Annotated in this window: 17 protein-coding genes; 8 read left to right on the forward strand and 9 right to left on the reverse strand. The window is 58.9% G+C overall.

Annotated elements, in window-relative coordinates; genetic code table 11:
• Window positions 1–2 precede the first annotated feature (2 nt).
• Together GA829_RS21375 and ccoS are read left to right on the forward strand one after the other, a co-directional pair.
• Window positions 3–2,285: a cation-translocating P-type ATPase gene (locus GA829_RS21375; RefSeq protein WP_195174642.1), complete on the forward strand. Its 2,283-nt coding sequence runs from the start codon at window positions 3–5 to the stop codon at window positions 2,283–2,285.
• Window positions 2,282–2,437 (forward strand): cbb3-type cytochrome oxidase assembly protein CcoS, encoded by a 156-nt coding sequence (gene ccoS / locus GA829_RS21380; RefSeq protein ID WP_195174643.1) that lies wholly within the window; start codon window positions 2,282–2,284, stop codon window positions 2,435–2,437. The genes GA829_RS21375 and ccoS overlap by 4 nt, the downstream gene beginning before the upstream one ends.
• A 455-nt stretch (window positions 2,438–2,892) precedes the next feature.
• On the opposite strand, the gene GA829_RS21385 is transcribed toward ccoS, so the two are convergent.
• The 6 genes from GA829_RS21385 to GA829_RS21410 all read right to left on the reverse strand — a co-directional run bounded on the left by GA829_RS21385 (window position 2,893) and on the right by GA829_RS21410 (window position 9,009).
• Window positions 2,893–4,380 carry a mercuric reductase gene (locus GA829_RS21385; RefSeq protein ID WP_195174644.1) on the reverse strand — a complete coding sequence of 496 codons (1,488 nt, stop codon included), beginning with the start codon at window positions 4,378–4,380 and terminating at the stop codon, window positions 2,893–2,895.
• Window positions 4,377–5,666: a glucoamylase family protein gene (locus GA829_RS21390; protein ID WP_195174645.1), complete on the reverse strand. Its 1,290-nt coding sequence runs from the start codon at window positions 5,664–5,666 to the stop codon at window positions 4,377–4,379. Before GA829_RS21390 ends, GA829_RS21385 begins: the two co-directional genes overlap by 4 nt.
• A 4-nt stretch (window positions 5,667–5,670) precedes the next feature.
• Window positions 5,671–7,104, reverse strand: coding sequence for a GH39 family glycosyl hydrolase (locus GA829_RS21395; protein ID WP_195174646.1), 1,434 nt, complete (start codon window positions 7,102–7,104; stop codon window positions 5,671–5,673).
• A gap of 22 nt (window positions 7,105–7,126) precedes the next feature.
• Complete coding sequence (locus tag GA829_RS21400) at window positions 7,127–7,936, reverse strand: SDR family oxidoreductase (protein WP_195174647.1); 810 nt, start codon at window positions 7,934–7,936, stop codon at window positions 7,127–7,129.
• A 342-nt stretch (window positions 7,937–8,278) separates the two neighbouring features.
• A complete protein-coding gene (locus GA829_RS21405; RefSeq protein WP_195174648.1) occupies window positions 8,279–8,524 on the reverse strand; it encodes a DUF982 domain-containing protein in 246 nt (81 codons plus the stop codon).
• Window positions 8,525–8,556: 32 nt separating this feature from the next.
• Complete coding sequence (locus GA829_RS21410) at window positions 8,557–9,009, reverse strand: MarR family winged helix-turn-helix transcriptional regulator (RefSeq protein ID WP_195174649.1); 453 nt, start codon at window positions 9,007–9,009, stop codon at window positions 8,557–8,559.
• Between the two features lie 140 nt (window positions 9,010–9,149).
• On the opposite strand from GA829_RS21410, the gene GA829_RS21415 reads away from it, so the two are divergent.
• From GA829_RS21415 to GA829_RS21425, 3 genes are all read left to right on the forward strand, one after another.
• Window positions 9,150–10,952 (forward strand): chloride channel protein, encoded by a 1,803-nt coding sequence (locus GA829_RS21415; RefSeq protein ID WP_195174650.1) that lies wholly within the window; start codon window positions 9,150–9,152, stop codon window positions 10,950–10,952.
• A gap of 82 nt (window positions 10,953–11,034) precedes the next feature.
• Complete coding sequence (locus tag GA829_RS21420) at window positions 11,035–11,256, forward strand: hypervirulence associated TUDOR domain-containing protein (protein WP_195174651.1); 222 nt, start codon at window positions 11,035–11,037, stop codon at window positions 11,254–11,256.
• 98 nt (window positions 11,257–11,354) lie between these two features.
• Window positions 11,355–13,001, forward strand: coding sequence for a molybdopterin-dependent oxidoreductase (locus tag GA829_RS21425; protein ID WP_258051813.1), 1,647 nt, complete (start codon window positions 11,355–11,357; stop codon window positions 12,999–13,001).
• Between the two features lie 174 nt (window positions 13,002–13,175).
• Here GA829_RS21425 and GA829_RS21430 read toward each other — a convergent pair whose 3' ends face one another.
• The 3 genes from GA829_RS21430 to GA829_RS21440 form a co-directional block, all read right to left on the reverse strand.
• Window positions 13,176–13,433, reverse strand: coding sequence for a hypothetical protein (locus GA829_RS21430; RefSeq protein ID WP_195174653.1), 258 nt, complete (start codon window positions 13,431–13,433; stop codon window positions 13,176–13,178).
• 47 nt (window positions 13,434–13,480) lie between these two features.
• Window positions 13,481–13,780 (reverse strand): DUF1127 domain-containing protein, encoded by a 300-nt coding sequence (locus tag GA829_RS37340; protein ID WP_195174654.1) that lies wholly within the window; start codon window positions 13,778–13,780, stop codon window positions 13,481–13,483.
• A 537-nt stretch (window positions 13,781–14,317) separates the two neighbouring features.
• Window positions 14,318–15,583 (reverse strand): MFS transporter, encoded by a 1,266-nt coding sequence (locus GA829_RS21440; protein ID WP_195174655.1) that lies wholly within the window; start codon window positions 15,581–15,583, stop codon window positions 14,318–14,320.
• A gap of 403 nt (window positions 15,584–15,986) precedes the next feature.
• On the opposite strand from GA829_RS21440, the gene rnk reads away from it, so the two are divergent.
• The 3 genes from rnk to GA829_RS21455 all read left to right on the forward strand — a co-directional run bounded on the left by rnk (window position 15,987) and on the right by GA829_RS21455 (window position 18,998).
• Window positions 15,987–16,436: a nucleoside diphosphate kinase regulator gene (gene rnk, locus GA829_RS21445; protein ID WP_195174656.1), complete on the forward strand. Its 450-nt coding sequence runs from the start codon at window positions 15,987–15,989 to the stop codon at window positions 16,434–16,436.
• A 148-nt stretch (window positions 16,437–16,584) separates the two neighbouring features.
• Window positions 16,585–17,133, forward strand: coding sequence for a nucleoside-diphosphate kinase (locus tag GA829_RS21450; protein ID WP_195174657.1), 549 nt, complete (start codon window positions 16,585–16,587; stop codon window positions 17,131–17,133).
• A 1,358-nt stretch (window positions 17,134–18,491) separates the two neighbouring features.
• A complete protein-coding gene (locus tag GA829_RS21455) occupies window positions 18,492–18,998 on the forward strand; it encodes an NUDIX hydrolase (RefSeq protein ID WP_195174658.1) in 507 nt (168 codons plus the stop codon).
• Window positions 18,999–19,055 lie beyond the last annotated feature (57 nt).

A 19,055-nucleotide genomic window follows, 5' to 3' on the forward strand; every position in this document is an offset into this window, starting at 1 on the left:
TCATGAGCTGCTGTGCGCCCGGGGCCGAGGCTGCCTTGGAGATCGGCCCGGCAGGTCGGGCTTCCAGTCCGCGCGAAGAGCTTTTGCTTCTCAGTCGCGATCTTGGCGGCGGACTTTTCCAAACCGATCTCTCTGTGCCGGAAATCCATTGCGCGTCCTGCATGGCCACGGTCGAGCGCGCCTTGTCAGCCTTGCCCGGCGTCGAATATGCTCGAGCCAATCTTTCCATGAAGCGGACCACCGTGAAATGGCGTCTGCTTGGCGACGGCGCGCCGGATCTTGTCCGCGCGCTTACGACTGCGGGCTACGAGGCGCATTTCTTCACTATGGAAGCCGACCAGCGCAGCCCCGAATATAGCAGGCTCATCAAAGCCCTCGCGGTCGCGGGCTTCTGCGCCATGAACATCATGCTGCTGTCGGTGTCGGTGTGGTCGGGAGCCGAAGGCGGCACCCGTCAGGCGTTCCACTGGATTTCCGCTGCTCTCGCCTTTCCCGCTGTCGTCTATTCGGGGCGGATATTCTTTTCCTCGGCATGGTCCGTGCTACGACACGGCCGGACCAACATGGACGTGCCGATTTCCATCGGCGTGTTGATGGCGTTCGGGCTCAGTCTCTACGATACGATCCATGGCGGGCCGCACGCCTATTTCGATGCGGCGACATCGCTCCTGTTCTTCCTGTTGATCGGCCGCACGCTTGACCACGTCATGCGCGAAAAGGCGCGCTCGGCCGTCGCCGGGCTTGCCAACCTCGCACCAAGGGGTGCGACGGTGCTGGACGGTGACGGCCAGCGCTATGTGCCGATTGCCGGGATCCGGCCGGGAACCTCCATCCTGATCGCCGCCGGCGACCGCATCCCTGTCGACGGCGTCGTCACGCAAGGCGCTTCGGAGCTCGACTGTTCGGTGGTGACGGGTGAAGCGGCGCCCAAGCCGGCCTCTGCGGGAACTTTGGTCCAGGCCGGACTGCTGAATCTGACCGGGCCGCTGACGATAACAGCTACGGCCGAGGCGAAGGACTCGTTTCTGGCGGAAATGGTCAGAATGATGGAAGCGGCCGAGGGCGGCAGGGCGCGCTATCGCAGACTGGCCGACCGCGCGTCAGCGCTCTATTCGCCGGTCGTGCATAGCATCGCCTTGCTGTCTTTTCTGGGATGGCTGTTCGTCGCCAGGGATTGGCACGCAGCGGTTTCGATCGCCATCGCCGTTCTGATCATAACCTGCCCGTGCGCGCTCGGTCTTGCGATTCCAATCGTGCAGGTCGTCGCTGCAAGGCGGCTGTTCGAACGCGGCGTGATGGTCAAGGACGGGTCTGCCCTCGAGCGCCTCGCCGAAGTTGACACCGTACTGTTCGACAAGACCGGCACGCTGACGCTCGGCCGGCCCTATCTCGTCAACAGGTCCAATGTTGATCCCGATTCGTTGGCGATTGCAGCCAGGATGGCTTCTGGCTCGAGGCATCCGATGTCCGCCGCCATTCTGGCCGCCGCATCGCCAGGCCCGGCTGCAGCCAGTTCTTTGAAGAACCTCGCCGAATATCCCGGCCAGGGCCTCGAAGCCAGGATGGGAACCACACTCTACCGGCTGGGTCGACCAGACTGGGCGCTCGGCCGCGAGATGCCGGAAGGCACGGCCGACTCGCTTTCGGTGTCGCTGCTTGTCCAGAACGGGCGAGAGTTGGCGCGGTTTGTATTCGAAGATATTGTGCGAAGCGGCACGCGTCAGACGATCGATCGATTGCATCGGCAGGGCCTTCGCGTCGGGATTGTGTCCGGCGACCGCGGATCCGCCGTGGCGGTGCTCGCTTCAAACCTCGGCATTGATGATTTCACGGCCGAAATGCTTCCAGCTGACAAGGTTGAACGGATCGCGGCGCTCACCGCGGCCCACGCCAAGGTGCTGATGGTGGGAGACGGTCTTAACGACGCACCAGCTCTCGCAGCCGCGCATGTCTCCATGGCGCCAGCGACGGCGGCAGACGTCGGCCGTAATGCAGCCGACTTCGTGTTCCTGAAAGAAAGCCTTACCAGCGTTGCGGATACCTACGAGATTTCGCGCAACGCAGGAAAACTCATCCGGCAGAATTTCGTTTTGGCGGTTGGCTACAACGCCATTGCGGTCCCCTTTGCTGTGTTCGGCTATGTCACTCCGCTGATGGCTGCAGCTGCCATGTCCATCTCGTCCGTAATGGTAGTGGCCAATGCCATGCGTTTGGGCCACCGCGAACCCGCAGGACTTAGAACGTTGAAACCGCAAGTGGCCGCGATATCGGCAGCAGCAACATGAGCTACCTAGCCTTTCTCGTGCCAGTTGCAATCCTGCTTGGGCTTTTGGGCCTGGCGGCATTCATGTGGACACTAAGGCATGGGCAGTACGAGGATCTGGACGGAGCGGCCGCGCGTATCCTGATGGACGACGATCTGGACAAGCCGATGTGATCGTCTTCAAACGAGATTTGCATGTACCTGACTATCGAAAGTCGTGCCACCTATTCGCGCCTCGCGTCGTTTTGCTCGCAGGCATTGCGAAGGCCGGCATCACTGCCGGTGACGTCATCACCCAGCTCGACTGCAAGCCGGCCTATCAAGATCGATCTCGCAATAGGCATTCACCGTGGTGGCGCGCTTTCGATAAAAGCCGCAATAAGGACCCTTAGGGAGAAACTGGCACCGATCTTTTAGATGCAGGCATTTAGGTCTTAACCAAGACGGCAGCGGTCGGCGGTATTCCCATAATCTCCGACCGGGGCATTTGAGTTGTATCGATTTCTTTCGGGGTTCGGCGCGTTGGCAACGGCTTCAAACTCGAAACTTGAGGTGGCCTCGGACCGGTTGCGGCTCCGTTTGATACTGAGCGGCAACATCGCCTGTCTGATTATTGGCCCGCGCGAACATCAACCGGAGACCAAACTCTGGCGCGCAAACTCGAGAGCAGCCAACATGATGCCTTCCGATTGTGCCGGGTAGGTATGGATGGTTTCGGCGAGTGCCGACATGCCGATGCCGGCCCGCATGATGACAGACATTTCATTGATCAGTTCGCTGGCGCGTTCGGCCACGATAGTTGCACCCAGTATGCGGTCCGTGCCGTCCTGGATGTGGATTTTTATGAAGCCGAGATCCTGTTCATCAACGATCGCGCGGTCAACATCCTGCATCATGACAGTGAACGTTTTTACAGCAATCGACTGCATCCTGGCGTCCCAGACCTGCATGCCGATATGTGCGATCTCCGGATCACAATAGGTGCACCAGGGGACCAGGAGATCGTTCCAGCTACGCGTGCTGTCTCCAAGTGCATTGGCGACGGCGATGCGCGCCGTGGCTTGCGCTACGTTGGTGAACTTGAGTTCCATGCAGACATCACCGGCTGCGTAAACGTCTGGATTCTTGGTCTGGAATCGCTCGTCGACAGTCACACAGCCGTTGCTTCCGATCTCAACGCCGGCGACATCCAGCCCAAGCATCTCGACGTTGGCAACCCGGCCGACACTGACAAGAACCTCATCGGCTTCGACACTGTCCTTCATCCCGGCATTGATCGTATCAAGAATTTTGACGCCGGCCTCAATACGCGCCCCCGTGATGGTGGTGTTTAGCCGAATTGTAACTCCGTCACGTGCCATGGCGCGCGATAAAAGTTCCGCGGCGTCCCGCTCTTCACCGGGCAGAAACTTCGGATCAATCTCGATGATCGAAACCTGCGAGCCAAGGCGGCTGAAGGCCTGCGCCATTTCGCAGCCGAGTGGGCCGCCGCCGATTACCGCAAGCCGCCTTGGAAGCGCAGTCAGTCCGAAGATGGTCGAACTCGTGCGGTATTTGATACTTTCAAGCCCCGCAATATCTGGAGCGTCCGGACGCGCGCCGGTGGCAATCAACGCCTTGCGGAACTGCAAAGCACTTTCTCCAGCGCTAACCTCATTTGCTCCGGTGAAGCTGGCCGCGCCAAAGAAGATATCCACATCCGCTCGTGCAAGCTGGCTGGCCGAATGATATGCGGCGATGCGTGCGCGCGCCCGATGCATGCGGGCCAATACCAGCGAGAAATCGAGTTGAGCCGATTTCCTGCCATCCACGCCCCAGATGTCCTCCGCCTCGTTCAGGGCGGCACCCACGCGCCCGGAATGGATCAGCGATTTTGAGGCAATTGTCCCGACGTTCAATGAGTTTCCGCCGAGCCGGTCCTGTTCGATGAGCGCGGCGCTGAACCCCATACGACGCGCTTCCTCAACGGCCTGTAGCCCGGCTGGTCCCGCCCCGATGACGACGAGGTCATATATTTCTCGGGGCTTTGGATTTTGCCAGTTCAACGGGCGCACCCGTTCAATGAACAGCGCTTCGCTCTCTCTGTCCCACTCGGTCGGCCGCGCAGCCTTCCTCATGGCGCAAGCCATCCGCCCGCAAAGCCTGATCGTCTAAGGCCGCGTACGATTGGCGGGCAGTCGCGCATGATATCCCAGACAAACCCACTGCGCGCATTCTCGATGCTCATGACCAGCAAACCTTGATCAAGCCCGTACCAACCCTTTGATAGCCAGCCGGCGCCATCGACGACCAAGGTTGGGTTGAAGCCGCTGGAGAACCGGTCACCAGGGATCACCTGGCGATAGCGTCTGATCAGGTGCCTCGTACCGGCGAGCGCTGCTTCATGGTCGAATGGCAGGCAGGCAAGCATGGCCCAAGGCGAGATAGTGCCGTCGTCCGGCCCGTAAGGGACGCCGCGCGACATATAACCGAAGAAGCGCCGGTCGCGTCCGTTCTCGCGCATATCCTGGTCGCCAGGCCCATCGCCAGCCGTCACACCCCAGAAATCGCGATCGTAGCCAGAATAGGCTTGAGGGTTTCTTGCCCCATACTCTCGATGAATGCGGATCGCCGCCCGTGTGTTGTCGAAGTAGTCGCTACCGGCCTGTCGCATGAAGGCGTCGCGTATACCTCGGAAATCGATCCATGCATGCGAGAAGAGATGAGTGAAAAGCGGTCCCGAATAAAGCACGTCCTGGCTCAGCAGGTGTTCCCATTGATACGTCGAGGTCCATCCCGAAAAGCTCTTGTCTGTCAGCGGGTGGGTGGTCGATCCCGCTCCCAGCACGTACAGGATCGTCGCTTCGTTGTAGCCTTCCCAGCCATAGTGCAGGAAACCGCAATCGGGCCGCCAGCCCTGCGATAGCGTTTCGCGTCCGTTCTGTGCCCATCGCCAGTCAACCCGGTCGAAAAGCTCTCTCGACAGATCGCGTATTTCCTGTTCGTCGCGTTTGTCGAAGAACGTACCGGCTACGCATACGCCAGCCATCAACAATGCGGTGTCGACCAGCGAAAGCTCGCAGTTCCAGACCCGTTTCCCTGATTTCATGTCAAGGAAATGATAGTAGAAACCTTTGTAGCCTGTCGCGTCGGGCTCCTCGCCCTGCCGGCTTTCCTTGAAGAAACGCAATGCCAGCAGTGTGCGCCTGGCGGCCTCGGTCCGCGTGATCCATTGGTTTTTGACGGCTATGGGATAGCAAGAAAGCGCAAAGCCAACGACCGCGATGGAACAGGGCGAGCCATCACGAGAGGTGTCGGCGACCAATCCTGTATCCGGCTCGAAGAAATCGCTGAAATAACCGAACGCCGTCCGTTGCAGATGCTTCACGAGCGCTTCGTCGTCGAGGTCGCCGAAGTCGGTCATGGATCTAGAAGCTGAAGCGGATTGCAGCCACCGCCTGGGGCGGTATGACCAGGTCGAGCTTCAGCACATGGCCGTCCATCGTAAAGGCGACCGCCTCTTCCTCCAGTTGCGAAGCCTCGTTCAGGGCGGCGAGATTTTCACCATTTGGATATTTTGGCTTGCCGAGCAGTTCCCAACGGCGTTTCGCGTTGGCGTGGTCAACGTCAATGCGCTGGATGGTCGCTTTGGTCATCGGCTCGGGGCAGGTCATGGTAAAAGAGACCTTCTCATCACCGATATCGTGACGGGGCAGGGCGAAGTTCGTCAGCATCAGCGTTGCCCCTCTTTCACCGCGCACGGGCCAGGCATCGACCGTTTCGTGTGATCCGCCGACAGGCAGCATCTCGGTTCCCAACCCATGTAGCAACTGGTAGGCGCGGAAGGACGGCTTGGCGATGCCTTGTATGGTCATCAGTCCGAATCCGCCCTGGAAAGGAACTGATGGAAAATAATTTTCCTCGAAGAGGTCCGAAAATGTCCAATAGCTGTAGCCCTCGACCAGCGTGTTGGCCTCGAGCACAGTCTTGACGATGAAGGCAGCCGCGTAGGGGTCGTCGTGCATGAAATCGCGCGGGTTCGAGGAGGTGCACCATTCCGTGTAATAGACTGGAAGCCGGCCGGCTTTCTTGCGCACGTCACGTGCCTGGTCCCGCAGCACGCTGCGTTTGCTAGCGGCAAGCTGGGCCTCGGTGTCGTCGCCTGGATTGCCGAATGCGTCGGTAGGGTAGTGGTGCGTGCTGATGAAGTCGACCGGCAGCTTGTTTGATTTGCAGAATGCCAGGAAGTCGTCGATCCATGCATTTGCCGCAGTGGCCGGGCCGCCGACTTTCAGCTTTCCGTCGACCGATTTGATGGCTTCGACGGTGTACCGGTAGAGTTCGAAATAGTCCGATTGTTTGCCAGACCCGAAAGCCTTGAGATTAGGTTCGTTCCAGACTTCGAAAAACCATTGCCGAACCTCGGCCAGACCGTAGCGTTCGACCCAATGCTCCACCAGGTTGCGAATGAGAACGGACCACTGCGCTGGATCGCGCGGCTTGGTGATGTTGGCGCGGTAATGGAACTGTGTCTCATCTCCTGACGCCAGCGCCGTCGGCATGAAGCTGAGCTCGACAAACGGCCTCATACCAATCGACAGCAAAAAGTCGAAAACCTGGTCGGCATTGAAGAACGAATAGATGAATTCTCCACCCTGCTCGATCAGTGTTCCCATGTCATCGTCCAGGATGCCGTGAAAGCGCGCATGCCGCATGCCGAGCTCGTCATGTGCGCGTTTGAGCTGCGCTTGCCAATCGGCCCGCAGCCCGAGCGTCGCATGGCCGCTTCCGATTGTGTGTTCCCAGAAGTGCGGCAAGGGCGTCGATCGCGCGCCGAGATCCCCGGAAAAGTTCACAACCATGATCGGAATTTCCTTTCTCGGTTCAGCCGCCAGTAGCAAAACCTGGATATAAGGTCATGCCGCCGTCCACGAACAGTGTCGTGCCGATCACATAGTCGGACTCGTCGGACGCCAGCCACACTGCGGCCCTGGCGATATCTTCCGGCTCGCCTATGCGGCCATAGGGGATCAGCGTGAGCAAAGACTTGAGCGCTTCGGCCGTGCTCCAGGCCGACGTGTTGATTGGCGTTCGGACCGCTCCCGGCGCGATAGCGTTGACACGGATGCCCTTGGGCGCGAGTTCTTGCGCCATACTCTCCATCAAAAGCTTGATACCGCCTTTCGACGTGGCGTAGTTGGCATGGCCGGCCCAGGGGATGACCTGATGGACCGAGCTCATGCAGATAATCTTGCCGGCGGCGCGCGAAACGGACGGTACAACACCGCGTCGAAGAAATTCCCGTGTCGCGGCCTGCGCGCAAAGGAATTGCCCCGTCAAATTGACATCGAGAACCTTGCTCCACTTTTCCAGCGTCATCTCGGTAAAGGGAGCGTCCTGTTGCAGGCCGGCATTCGCAACGAGAATGTCGAGTGTGCCAAACTCTTCGATCGCTCTGGCAAACATCGCATCGACTTCGCTCGGGCTGGAAACGTCGGCTTGCAAGGCAATGGCATTCGCTCCGCCAGCGCGAATTGTATCGACAACCTCCGTTGCGGCGTCCTTATCTGTCTCATAGTTGATGACAACGTCCGCGCCCGCCACACCCAGAGCTATCGCGACACCTTTTCCGATCCCGGAATTGGCGCCCGTTACGAGCGCTTTTTGACCCGCCAGCGGTTTCGGAAAAGTCATTCGGAATTCTTGCTCGCATTGAGATGGACGTACGTCGCCAACTCAACGCGCTGGCGCCACTTTCGTCCGACACTAGATATCCGTGCGGCAATCGGACACATCATTCCGAGCCGCAGTCAGTTCAGTCGATGTCGAGGTGCTTTGGTGCCTGGGCGCATCTTGTAGATGCTGGTTGCGAAGCGGGGTGCATTCCGAGGCATAGCGCGCGGCCTTATCAATCACTGGTGAAGGTGTGAAGATCATGCCAAAAGACACCAACCGCCTGTCGTCTCAGTGTAACGGCGCATCCTTCTGCGGCTTTCAGCCCAGTTTCCGCCGTTGCCTCTGGAAAACCGCTCTAAATCACTCAACAAGAATACGTGCTTCCCTCGCAGCCTCGACGAAGGCGTCTCTGGCGATGTCGGCTGAAATGCCACCGTTCATGGCTTGGCGACAGGCCCGAAGTGCCGCTCGATGCTTGGCGCTTCCTCCATCTCGCCAGTGGTTGGTGAGAAGCTCAACGGCTTGTTCAACGTTGGACAGGTTGCGAATATCGCCAGAAATTCCAGTGGAAACTGGAACAGGCTTGGAAAACCACGCGTGATACATAGCATCGCCTCGCACTTCTGGAATAACGAAGATTATTTCGGGAGTTCATGACCGGCCTTCCGCGCCAGCACACTTCTAAGCATTGGTTCGATACGTGAAAGCTCGTCGAGATGCGTGGCTGACAGTTCCGCAAGGCAGTCGTCGGCGCGCTCGGTCAGTTGCAGCAGCACGCGGCGGTGGTCTGCCTTATCCTGGTCCCTGACGACGAGCCCGGCCTCGCAAAGGCGGTTGACCAGTTCCACGGTACTATGGTGGCGGATGCGCAGGCGCTCCGCCAGATCGCCGATCGTCACCGGCCCGCCTCCAGGAAAGCCCTTGATGGCCAGCAGCGCCTGATGCTGGCGCGCGGTCAGGCCGGCATCCTCGGCCTGGACCTGGCTGAATTCGAGGAAGCAGCGGATCAGGTAGCGGAACTCGGACAGCCGCTGGTAGTCGGCTTGTCCAATCGTTGCCCGCCGCTTCTGCGGGTCTGATCTGTCGGACATCGGTTCCTTTCTGAGGGCTAAAAACACTCTTGAATATTTATATCGTATTACGATACAGAGCAAGGTGACAAATGCGGCTGGCCTGTTCGTCCATGCTGCATATCCGAGATACGGCACGCCGTCAGAAAGCAGAGCTTGCAATGAAATCCGACCACGCCAAACCCGCCCATCTCCGTGATTTCACGACCGATGCGAGAGTGCTCACCATAGCAGCCATTGCCGTCGTGGTTGGGACGGCAGCGGTATTCGCGGGCATCGGCCTTTTGAAACTGATCCGGCTTGCCACCAACATCGCCTATTTTGGCCAGTTCTCGCTCGCTGATCTCAAATTGCAGGATACGCCGCTTGGCTATGCCGCCGTCATCGTTCCGGTCATCGGCGCGTTGATCATCGGCATCATGGCGCGCTTCGGCAGCGAGAAAATCCGCGGGCACGGAATTCCCGAAGCCATCGAGGCGATCCTGCTCGGACGCTCCAAGCTTGATGCCAAGGTGGCGATCCTGAAGCCTCTGTCGTCGGCGATCTCGATCGGCTCAGGCGGACCGTTCGGCGCCGAAGGGCCGATCATCATGACCGGTGGTGCCATCGGTTCGCTGATCGCCCAGATGCTGCCGGTCAGCGACAACGAACGCAAGACGTTGCTGGTGGCGGGTGCCGCGGCCGGCATGACCACCGTATTCGGAACACCGATCGCCGCCATCATGCTGGCGGTGGAATTGCTGCTGTTCGAATGGACGCCGCGCAGCTTCATTCCTGTTGCCGTCGCTGCCATCATTGCCGAGGTCGAGCGCACCATGCTGCACCTTCCCGGACCGATATTTCCGTTTCAGGGCGGCATGGAGGTGTCCTTTGTCGGCCTTGCCGGCTGGGTCGCGATCGGTGTTGCCGCCGGCCTGCTGTCAGGATTGCTCACCCAGATGGTCTATGCCTGCGAGGACGGTTTCCAGAAACTGCCCATCCACTGGATGTGGTGGCCGATGCTCGGCGGTCTGGTGGTCGGCATTGGCGGGCTGATCGAACCACAGGCGCTCGGCGTCGGTTATGACAACATCGCCAACATGCTGGACGGACGCACGATAGCCACCGCCGCACTCATCCTGCTTGTGGTGAAGGCCATCATCTGGTCGGTGGCGCTGGGGTCGGGAACGTCAGGCGGCGTGCTGGCGCCGCTGCTGATCATGGGTGGCGCGATGGGCGCGGTGCTTGCCGGGTTCCTGCCTGCTGCCGATCCAGGCTTCTGGGCGCTGCTGGCGATGTCGGCGACGATGGGCGGGACGATGCGCGCTCCGCTCACCGCCACCTTCTTCGCAGTCGAGCTGACCGGCAACACCCATGTCCTGCTGCCGCTGATCGCGGCTTGCGCGACAGCGCATGCGGTGACCGTGCTGTTGATGAAGCGCTCGATCCTGACCGAGAAGATCGCCAGAAGGGGGCATCATCTGGTGCGAGAGTATCGCGTCGATCCCTTCGCGTTGACCAGGGTGCGCGAAGTGATGACGGCTAAAGTCGAGAGCGTGCCGGCGACGATGACGTTGCATGGCGCCGCGGCCTTCCTGACCGCGCCCGAGACGCGGCATCCCAGTTTTCCCGTGGTGAATTCGCAGGGGCATGTGATCGGCCTCATCGACCCGCCGGCTATCCTGCGCTGGAGGCGTGCCGGCAAGCACCGCACGACGATGCTCGGCGAACTGCTGGCCGGGAGCAAGGTCACGGTAGCGTACCCCGATGAATATCTCGAAGGCCTGTCCGACAAGCTGCTGACGGCCAATGTGTCTCATCTTCCAGTGGTGGCGCGCGAAGACGCGCAACTGGTCGGCTATGTCGGCTGGAAGGACCTTATGCGCGTCCGGTCGAACAAACTGGCTGAGGAGCACGATCGCTCAACCTTGCTGGGATTTGGCGCCCGTCGCCGGAAATCACTTGGCGTCGCGAATGATCTTTGACCTCGCACGATTTTCTGGAACCACGATGTCATTAGCTGCTTTAGTCTGAAACAGATGGACTTTTAAGACCAGTGTTAACCCCATGACGGATAAATATGAAATCGGCGATCGGGTGAGTTGGAATTCAGAGGCCGGGCGTGTCAGTGGCACGATCATCGGTAAGCACACGCGCGATTTCGATGTCCATGGCTATACACATCATGCGAGTCCAGACGATCCGCAATATGAAATAAAGAGCAGCAAGACCGAGCATGTTGCCTTCCACAAGGGCTCGGCACTGACAAAGGTGTCGCCTCGGCGATGACGGAAAATCGTCGGCGAGGCTCACCAAAAACGACTGCCTCTGAACCGCTCCGCACCCACCTCAGTGGCGCCGATGACAGCTTGGTCGTGGGTCGCTGGATGCAGCCGCAAAAGGCGATCGTCCCCCGTATCCGGATTGGCCGACGCTGGTTCAACACCCTATGGGCTATTCCAATTGGAGCCGCCGCGCTGCTGTGTCTGATCGCGCTCGCTCAAAGTTTGCGCGAGTTGCCCATGATGGCTGCCTTCATCCGAGAGCATCCTGGCATCGCGCAGTCCGCGCCGTCGGTCGCTTCTGGGTTCCCGTGGTGGCTGCAACTCCAGCATTTCCTGAACATGCTCTTCATGTTGTTTATTATGCGGGCCGGCCTGCAGATATTGGCCGACCATCCGCGACTCTATTGGGCGAGAGATTGCACGCCTGGAACGGACTGGTTTCGCTTTCAGACGCCGGTGCCAGAAGGACGTATATGGACAGCCAAGGACGATTCGGTCAGCCTGCCAAAATGGCTGGGGATCCCCGGCCTGCGCCATACACTCGGACTGGCACGATGGTGGCATTTCTCAGTCAATCTACTGTGGCTCGTCAACGGTGTCGCGTTCTACGCCTTGCTGTTTTCCACGGATCAATGGCGGCGGCTGGTGCCACTGACCTGGGAGGTGTTTCCGGCAGCACTTTCGACGGCGATCCAGTACGCCTCGCTGAACTTCCCGGTCGATGAAGGCTGGACACGCTACAATGGCCTGCAGCAGCTCACCTATTTCATCACCGTGTTCGTCGCCGCGCCCGTCTCGATCGGTACCGGTCTGATGCAGTCGCCGGCGATCTCCAATGCGCTGGGCTGGTTCGGCAGACTGTTCAATCGTCAGGCAATGCGATCAGTCCACTTTATCTCGTTCGCCTGGTTCGTGATCTTCATCTTGGCGCATGGTGTCATGGTGTTCATCACCGGCATCAGGCAGAACACCAATCACATGTTCAAAGGCGTCGACAACGCGTCTTGGGCGGGATTTCCGTTGTTCGTGCTTGCGATGGCTACCCTCATTGCGGTTTGGCTGGTCGTATCGCCCTTGACCATCCGCCACGCCCGCTTGGTCCAGCGCGCCGGGCGATTGGTGATCGGCTGGCTCATGAGGTTGGGCGAGGGGTGGGACCCACGCTCCCAGCTCACGGAAAAAGACATATCACCCTTCTTCTGGCCGAACGGCACGATGCCAAAGTCAAAGGAGTTCGGCGAGTTGGCTGCGGACGGTTTCGTCAACTATCGTCTGCGCATCAGTGGCCTGGTCGAGCGCCCGCAGGACCTATCGCTGGCCACGCTCAAGGCGATGAGGAAGCAGGAACAGATCACGACGCATTTTTGCATTCAGGGTTGGTCGGGTGTCGCCAAATGGGGTGGGGTTCCCATGCGCTACATCCTGAATTTGGTGAAACCGATGCCGCAAGCCCGCTACGTCGTATTCTATTCACTGGCAGATGGCGCCGATGGCGGACGCTACTACGACGTACACAGCATCGAGAACATGCGCCACGCACTCACGCTCCTGGCGTACGAAATGAACGGCGCGCCGTTGAATGTGCTCCACGGCGCGCCCTTGCGGCTGCGTTGTGAAAACGAACTCGGCTTCAAAATGGTCAAGTGGATCACAGCCATCGAGTTTGTAGACGACTTCGCCGATCTAGGCGCGGGCCAGGGCGGTTACAACGAAGACCATGAGTTCTACGGGAATCGGATGCCAATCTGATCGGCCAAGTCGATGCAGATGATGCTTGTCGAACAAATGTTGCCACGCCCTGGCGGTTATCAAACCGCAGCCCGATGAGTGAAGCGGCTGCGCTCATGTCAGCACCCCATACTGTGATCTCTTCGTTGTGTGCGAACGCGGCGGCATCATCGGAGTCGTCACTCTCCTTTCGCCTCACCTCGGGGAGCCGTCTCGGTGTTTTCTGTTGGTGATTGAGAGCATTGCCGCAGTGGTCCAGAAAACGGTCAGTGCCTCCACAACGCATCGGGTTTGCGTAAACGGCCCGGCAGACTGACGCATCGGGATTTGGCCTCCATCATCCTCCCAGCGGGCAATGCAGGCACTATACGCCTGTTCGTTCTCTTCCAGCTTCGGGCGAGGTCGTTCGACCATGGATGGAAATACTTCAGAAAAGTCTTCAGCAGAAATCATGGGGTGGTCTCCATTTGCGCATTTCAATCACGTGGACACAGTGGCCGTTACGCCGCCGCCCTGGTCGGATTGCGTGCGTATTGCGGCGTGCCGTTCGACGGTTTTGGAAAGGCCAACTCGACTTTTTGAGAGCCTATCCCGTCGATCACCTGTGGGATCTCACTGCGCAAGATTCCGATGTCCGCAAGCATTCTGTCGTCCAGGCGTTCAAGCTCAGCTACTGCCTTGCGCCGTTGGCGGCCTTCGAACGGAACCAGGATCAGCCAACGCAGGAATTCCAATTTTTTGGCTGCTCGCTGTCGGCGTGCCAAGCGGTTCTTCGTCTGTCTTGCCAGATGATCTGACATGTCATGCTCCATTGTCGAAAATGTTGAGGTTGCCGCATCCAAGCAACGAAGTGGCACCCGCCAGTTGCTGACAAGCAACGAAGTGGCACCCGCCAGTTGCTGAGAGGCAGCTTCGTAGTGGACTGTTCGCAATCCATCGCCCGACCGACGAGAACGCGCCGTCCGGGTTTACTTTGATTGGTGATCAGGAATATTCTCCGAGCCGGGAGCGGACGATCGAGTCCGCTCCGCTCGGGGCTAGGAGCGGTTCAGCAACGAGCCTGCGCGAAGCAGGCGCCTCCTCTGGCGACTGAACAAGATCATGATCTCGATATGGTACTAACACTTGATCGTTCAATCCCACGCTGGCTGCATGCGGCCTTTGGTCACGACATATTGCAAGAGTCGCGGGACTGCGGATTGTCGGCACTTTTGAAATAGTCGTTGTAGCCAACGCGGTGCCGGTTTCGAGGAACCCTGTGGATCGGTTACCGGTCGCGGTTGAAAAGCTACGCAACCCGCGCTGCGCAATTGAACATTGTCATACAATTCTCTCCTTCACGGAAGCTGCATAGCTTCGGCGACGCCCTCTTCCTTGGACCTGACATCCATTGTGATTGCCTCGGGTGTCGGCGAAGGTAGCGCCGGGACGACGCGGAAGTCACTTTTTAGGGACGGGTGCATTGTCTTTGAGCGTATCGAACGCCAAAGGGCGTAAATTCCGTAAAGGGCGTATGCCGCGCCCATGGCGGCGAAGAAGCCGCTCGGTCCCATATGATCCATCAGGCGGCCGCCGAGTTGAGGGCCGACCATGTTTCCGATGCCGTAGACAATCAGCAGTCCGCCCGACACCTGAACGAATTCGGCCGGCTCGGCGTGATCGTTGGCGTGAGCGACATTGAGCGCGTAAATCGTGAAGAGGACAGAACCGAGTGCGAACATGCCAAAGATGATCTCGAACGGACTTGAGGGCGCCAGCACCGCCATCGACGCGGACACGGCGACGCCAATTGCGCCTGCCATCGCCATGACGTATCTGCGATCGATCCTGTCGGACAGCTTTCCAAAAGGCACCTGGAACACCATGCCGCCAATCATCGCCGCGGTCAGCATGGTCGCGATCCCTGTTGAAGAGAGCCCGACCGATTGTCCGTAAAGCGGGCCGAAGTAACTCCAGTTGCCGAAGATCACGCCTGCGAGAAATGACCCAACGACCGCGACAGGAGACTTCCTAAAAAGCAAGCGGGCGTTGATCCTGACTTGTGTCAGGGGCTGTGGTGCTGGCGCAACCGAGAGCGCTATCGGAATCAAGGCCAGGCCGAATGCGAGAGCACCGACCATAAAGAGTGTCTCGGACATGACGCTACCAAGTGGGAGAATGAATTGTCCGACCGCCACGCCCGACATGGAGACGATCATGTATGCCGCGAACACCGCACCTCGGTTGGCATTGCTCACGCGCTCATTCATCCAGCTTTCGATCACCATATAACCGCCCGCCAGCGTCAGTCCCCCGACTGCACGGAACACAGCCCATGCGAGCGGATTCGGCACCAGGGCATGAAGAAGCAGCGAGGCCGCGAGCAGTGTCTGCAGGACCGAGAAGACTCTGATGTGCCCGACCCGTTTCACGAACAATGGCGTCAGCAAGCACCCCGCCGTGAAGGCTAGCGCATACGAGGTGCCAATCCACGCGATCGCGGTGGACGACCAGCCTTCGGCTGACGCCCTCAAAGGAATCAGCATATTGCCCAGACCGGTGCCGACCATCATAAGGAAAGTCCCCAGCAGCAGAGCAATAAATGGTCGAAGTTCTCTCAACATTTTGATTAACCCAAAGCCAACATTGTTCGAACCTACCGCGGCGATTTGACTTCGAACCTCTCGAACACGCCTGAATGGCGGCGCTTTTCAGCAATTTTTCCGTTGGCGCAGATCATCTCCCTATCTGGCCCAGACGTGTCACTCCTTGACTTAGTCGGGCCAAATGCCCATTTTTAAAGACATGAGCGCAGCCAAGCATATTGCCAAGATTGTCAAACGGGCGTGCCCCATCGCGGGCAACTAACCCCCGGCTCGGTCGCGTCGCGTCCCGGCCGTGGGGCAAAGGTTGGTACCTGCTTCTTGCGGTCATCCACGCCACTTACGCGATATCCATTCCACAGCAGATGAATGAGACGGCCGTATGCCCAAGGCATTGGCAGTCTATGCATGAGGAGGGTCAGAAATGGCTCCTGACAGCAAGAGACACAGCAAACCTTCTATCGTGTTGACGCGCTCAGACCACGGTTCGCTCCTGCGCTTGGCAGAATCGATATCCGGAAAGAACCCGGCCGTTGCGGACCAGCTATTGTCGGAGCTCGACCGGGCCCGCGTGGTGGCTGACTCTCAGTTGCGGCTGGACGTCGTGCGGATGGGCTCGACTTTGCGTTTCACCACGGACGCAGGCGAGGACAGGACCGTAACGTTGGTGTTCCCGGCGGAAGCCGATATCGCCGAAGGGAAAGTGTCGATCCTTACCCCGATCGGCGCTGCCCTGATTGGCCTGTCGTCAGGACAGTCCATCGCTTGGACTGCAAGGGACGGGCGTAGCCACCGACTTACCGTCCAAAGTATCGAGCAATTTTTGGGCAAATCTGCCGCTTCTCCGAGTAATCACCTGGTTCGGGCGTCATGATGGACGCGCCAATCTTCTGTCGCCTCTCGCTGTTCGGGGGCTGTCTCATCGCAGGATAGCCGCCCCTGCGCCGCTTATGTGCGGCCAGGGGATTCTCCACTGTCGTTTCAACGGAAGCGCTCCCAATGCGGAGCGATGGAGAACTGCGATGTCACGTGATTCCTGTATCCTCACCACCAAGGATTTTACTATCCTTGAAGTCATGCTCGACCGAAGCCTCGGCAGGGACGATCCGATGGCGGTGTTGCTCGCGCGGAAGATCAATTCGGCGCAAGTCGTCTTCCGCGACGATGTTTCCCCTGACGTCGCAACGGTAAGCAGCCGGGTCGTCTTCAGCGTTGACGGAAGGGACCCGGACACGCGGGTCATTTCGCATGACCGGATGACCTCGCCGATTGGCCTCTTTCTCCCGATCACCGCCTACCGGGGCCTCGCCTTGGTCGGTCTCTGCGAAGGCCAGGAGTTCAGCCTCCCTGGTCAGGACGGCAAGCAGGAAATTGTGCGTTTGGAAAAGGTACTCTACCAGCCTGAAGCGGCGAGACGGGAAAAGGTCGCGCTCGACCGCGCCGCGGTCTTGACGCCGCGCAAGACGGCCCTCCGGTTGATCCGCGGTGCCTACTACGCCCAGCCCGAAGTTTGCGCTGTCGAGCCGGAGTGGTTTGATGACCCAGCGGCCCCTCTGCCGCGTGAAGGTTGATGGCGGCAGGCGGTAGGCAATACGGCATGATGTCTTACCGTCCTGGCGACAGGTGTTCTTACCCTAGGGACGGTCCCCAGGTAATGAGGCGGCGCCATGCGGTTTCTCGAACCGCGAGCGCCGCCTTCGACAGAAGGACGCTGCTCAAGATCGTTGCTGCATTCTCCGTAGGCTGGCCGCCTGGCCGGTGCATGGGCCAACGCAACCTTCGAGATCCTGCCTGATCGGCCTTCGGCGAGCATTTCTGACAAAACACTGGGTAGCTCGGTTCTCGCTTAACCGTGCTTGGTTGGCTCGGCGTTATCCTAGGCTGGCCTCTCGCGAAGCGATGTGCATTCACCCTGACACGCGCGTGTTAATTTAAGACGTAGGAGACAAGTATTGGACATCACCACAAAAGCGGTCATCGCAATAGGCTTGTTGGGTTTAATGGTGATTGCGTTCGCAATGCTCTGACATTTTCCAAAACCGGATCCGCCACGTGAACTACCCATGCAACTTGCGGTCCCACTCGACTTTCGGGTGGGCCGCCTCTAGCAAGGTGAGCGGTCGTGTTTATGCGACCACCCCCCGTTGCCTACGTTTACCGACGCTTACCGAGCACGATGCCCTTTATGGCAAGTTCGGAGGTCGACGCAGCCTGTGACGACTTCACTTTGATCTGCTTGGGCTTGCGAGCTTCGCGGTTACCCTTCTTCTGGGGAGGCATTTCGGTTCCTTCCATTTAAGATAGAGCATCCGCACGGCTGCGCTGAATTCGCAGCCGTCCGGTGGCTCTCTTCTCTTTGCGACGATAGGAAGTTTCCCTGGCTCAGCGTCTCTGAACGCCAAGCCAGGGCTAGCGGCGCGTTTGCGGGCGCTTCCGGAAGGACAGTTCGTGGAAATATATCTGGCTCATGGTGACGAGTGTGGTCGACTCTCGAGGAATGTCAATTGATTTTGAAACAAAGTGAAATATAGGTTCTGTGGCATAGCGTCGCCTTGAATCAAAATAGAATATAGTTAAGTTTACTGTATGTGTATAGTGAATTTGATAAAGATATCAAGGCTTGTCGGGAAGGGGCGCATTCTTCCCCGGGTCAGGCGCTCGTACTTTTAATTCGGTACCATTGCTGCTTCGGGGGAATCAATAACTGCGTTTTTGTTCCCTGCTGTGCCTTTGGCGCCGCGCAGATGGAGGATGTCATGACACCAGCTCGCACGAGGCGAATTTGCCTCACATGTAATCGATTCCTTCCGAGAGCTGCCTGGAGATGTTTCTGGTGCGGTCGAGCGACCCTCCTCCCGTGGACGGAGATGCCTTGTATGCAACAGCGAATGCGTCATGAATCGGAACCAGTGCGAAGCAGGGTGACGTCATGAAGACGATGCTGCCTCAGGATACGTTACTGCAGCAGTATGCTGCGCTTCCGTGGCGCGTGAACCAGGAAGGATTCCTCGAAGTGCTTCTGGTCACGTCACGTCGCCGCCACCGATGGACAGTGCCGAAAGGATGGCAGGTGAAGCATCGTTCCGCCTCGCAGTCCGCAGAAACGGAAGCGTTCGAAGAGGCAGGCGTCATTGGCCTGATCGGACCCCAGCCGATCGGAAGCTACCTCTATTCGAAGCGGCGCGATGATGGTTCTTTCGAACCCTGCAGCGTCACCATCTTCGGACTGTATGTCCAGGCTGAACTGCACACTTGGCCGGAAAGGAGCATGCGCAAGAGGCGATGGTTGTCTGCCGCGGCAGCGTGTGACGTAGTTGGCGAACCGACGCTGGCCGAGTTCCTCAAAACGCTGCGCCAAGGTCAACGTGATCGGGCGGCTCCGGAAACCTGTGCACGCCACCTCCGTCAGCCGTCAGCCATGAGCGCGATGGATTGAAAGCTGCCATCGAAAGTTTCGAGATGCATTGAAGCCGGATCGATGAGCGAGAAAATC

It is taken from the genome of Mesorhizobium sp. INR15, from assembly GCF_015500075.1.
Lineage (GTDB): Bacteria > Pseudomonadota > Alphaproteobacteria > Rhizobiales > Rhizobiaceae > Mesorhizobium.

Coding starts and splice junctions, on each gene's coding strand:
- GA829_RS21375 (WP_195174642.1), top strand. CDS start 3: ATGAGCTGCTGTGCGCCCGGGGCCGAGGCTGCCTTGGAGATCGGCCCG.
- GA829_RS21395 (WP_195174646.1), bottom strand. CDS start 7,104: ATGGTTGTGAACTTTTCCGGGGATCTCGGCGCGCGATCGACGCCCTTG.
- GA829_RS21400 (WP_195174647.1), bottom strand. CDS start 7,936: ATGACTTTTCCGAAACCGCTGGCGGGTCAAAAAGCGCTCGTAACGGGC.
- rnk (WP_195174656.1), top strand. CDS start 15,987: ATGGCTCCTGACAGCAAGAGACACAGCAAACCTTCTATCGTGTTGACG.
- GA829_RS21390 (WP_195174645.1), bottom strand. CDS start 5,666: ATGACCGACTTCGGCGACCTCGACGACGAAGCGCTCGTGAAGCATCTG.
- GA829_RS21425 (WP_258051813.1), top strand. CDS start 11,355: ATGCAGCCGCAAAAGGCGATCGTCCCCCGTATCCGGATTGGCCGACGC.
- GA829_RS21385 (WP_195174644.1), bottom strand. CDS start 4,380: ATGAGGAAGGCTGCGCGGCCGACCGAGTGGGACAGAGAGAGCGAAGCG.
- GA829_RS21405 (WP_195174648.1), bottom strand. CDS start 8,524: ATGTATCACGCGTGGTTTTCCAAGCCTGTTCCAGTTTCCACTGGAATT.
- ccoS (WP_195174643.1), top strand. CDS start 2,282: ATGAGCTACCTAGCCTTTCTCGTGCCAGTTGCAATCCTGCTTGGGCTT.
- GA829_RS37340 (WP_195174654.1), bottom strand. CDS start 13,780: ATGTCAGATCATCTGGCAAGACAGACGAAGAACCGCTTGGCACGCCGA.
- GA829_RS21410 (WP_195174649.1), bottom strand. CDS start 9,009: ATGTCCGACAGATCAGACCCGCAGAAGCGGCGGGCAACGATTGGACAA.
- GA829_RS21420 (WP_195174651.1), top strand. CDS start 11,035: ATGACGGATAAATATGAAATCGGCGATCGGGTGAGTTGGAATTCAGAG.
- GA829_RS21450 (WP_195174657.1), top strand. CDS start 16,585: ATGTCACGTGATTCCTGTATCCTCACCACCAAGGATTTTACTATCCTT.
- GA829_RS21415 (WP_195174650.1), top strand. CDS start 9,150: ATGAAATCCGACCACGCCAAACCCGCCCATCTCCGTGATTTCACGACC.
- GA829_RS21430 (WP_195174653.1), bottom strand. CDS start 13,433: ATGATTTCTGCTGAAGACTTTTCTGAAGTATTTCCATCCATGGTCGAA.
- GA829_RS21440 (WP_195174655.1), bottom strand. CDS start 15,583: ATGTTGAGAGAACTTCGACCATTTATTGCTCTGCTGCTGGGGACTTTC.
- GA829_RS21455 (WP_195174658.1), top strand. CDS start 18,492: ATGAAGACGATGCTGCCTCAGGATACGTTACTGCAGCAGTATGCTGCG.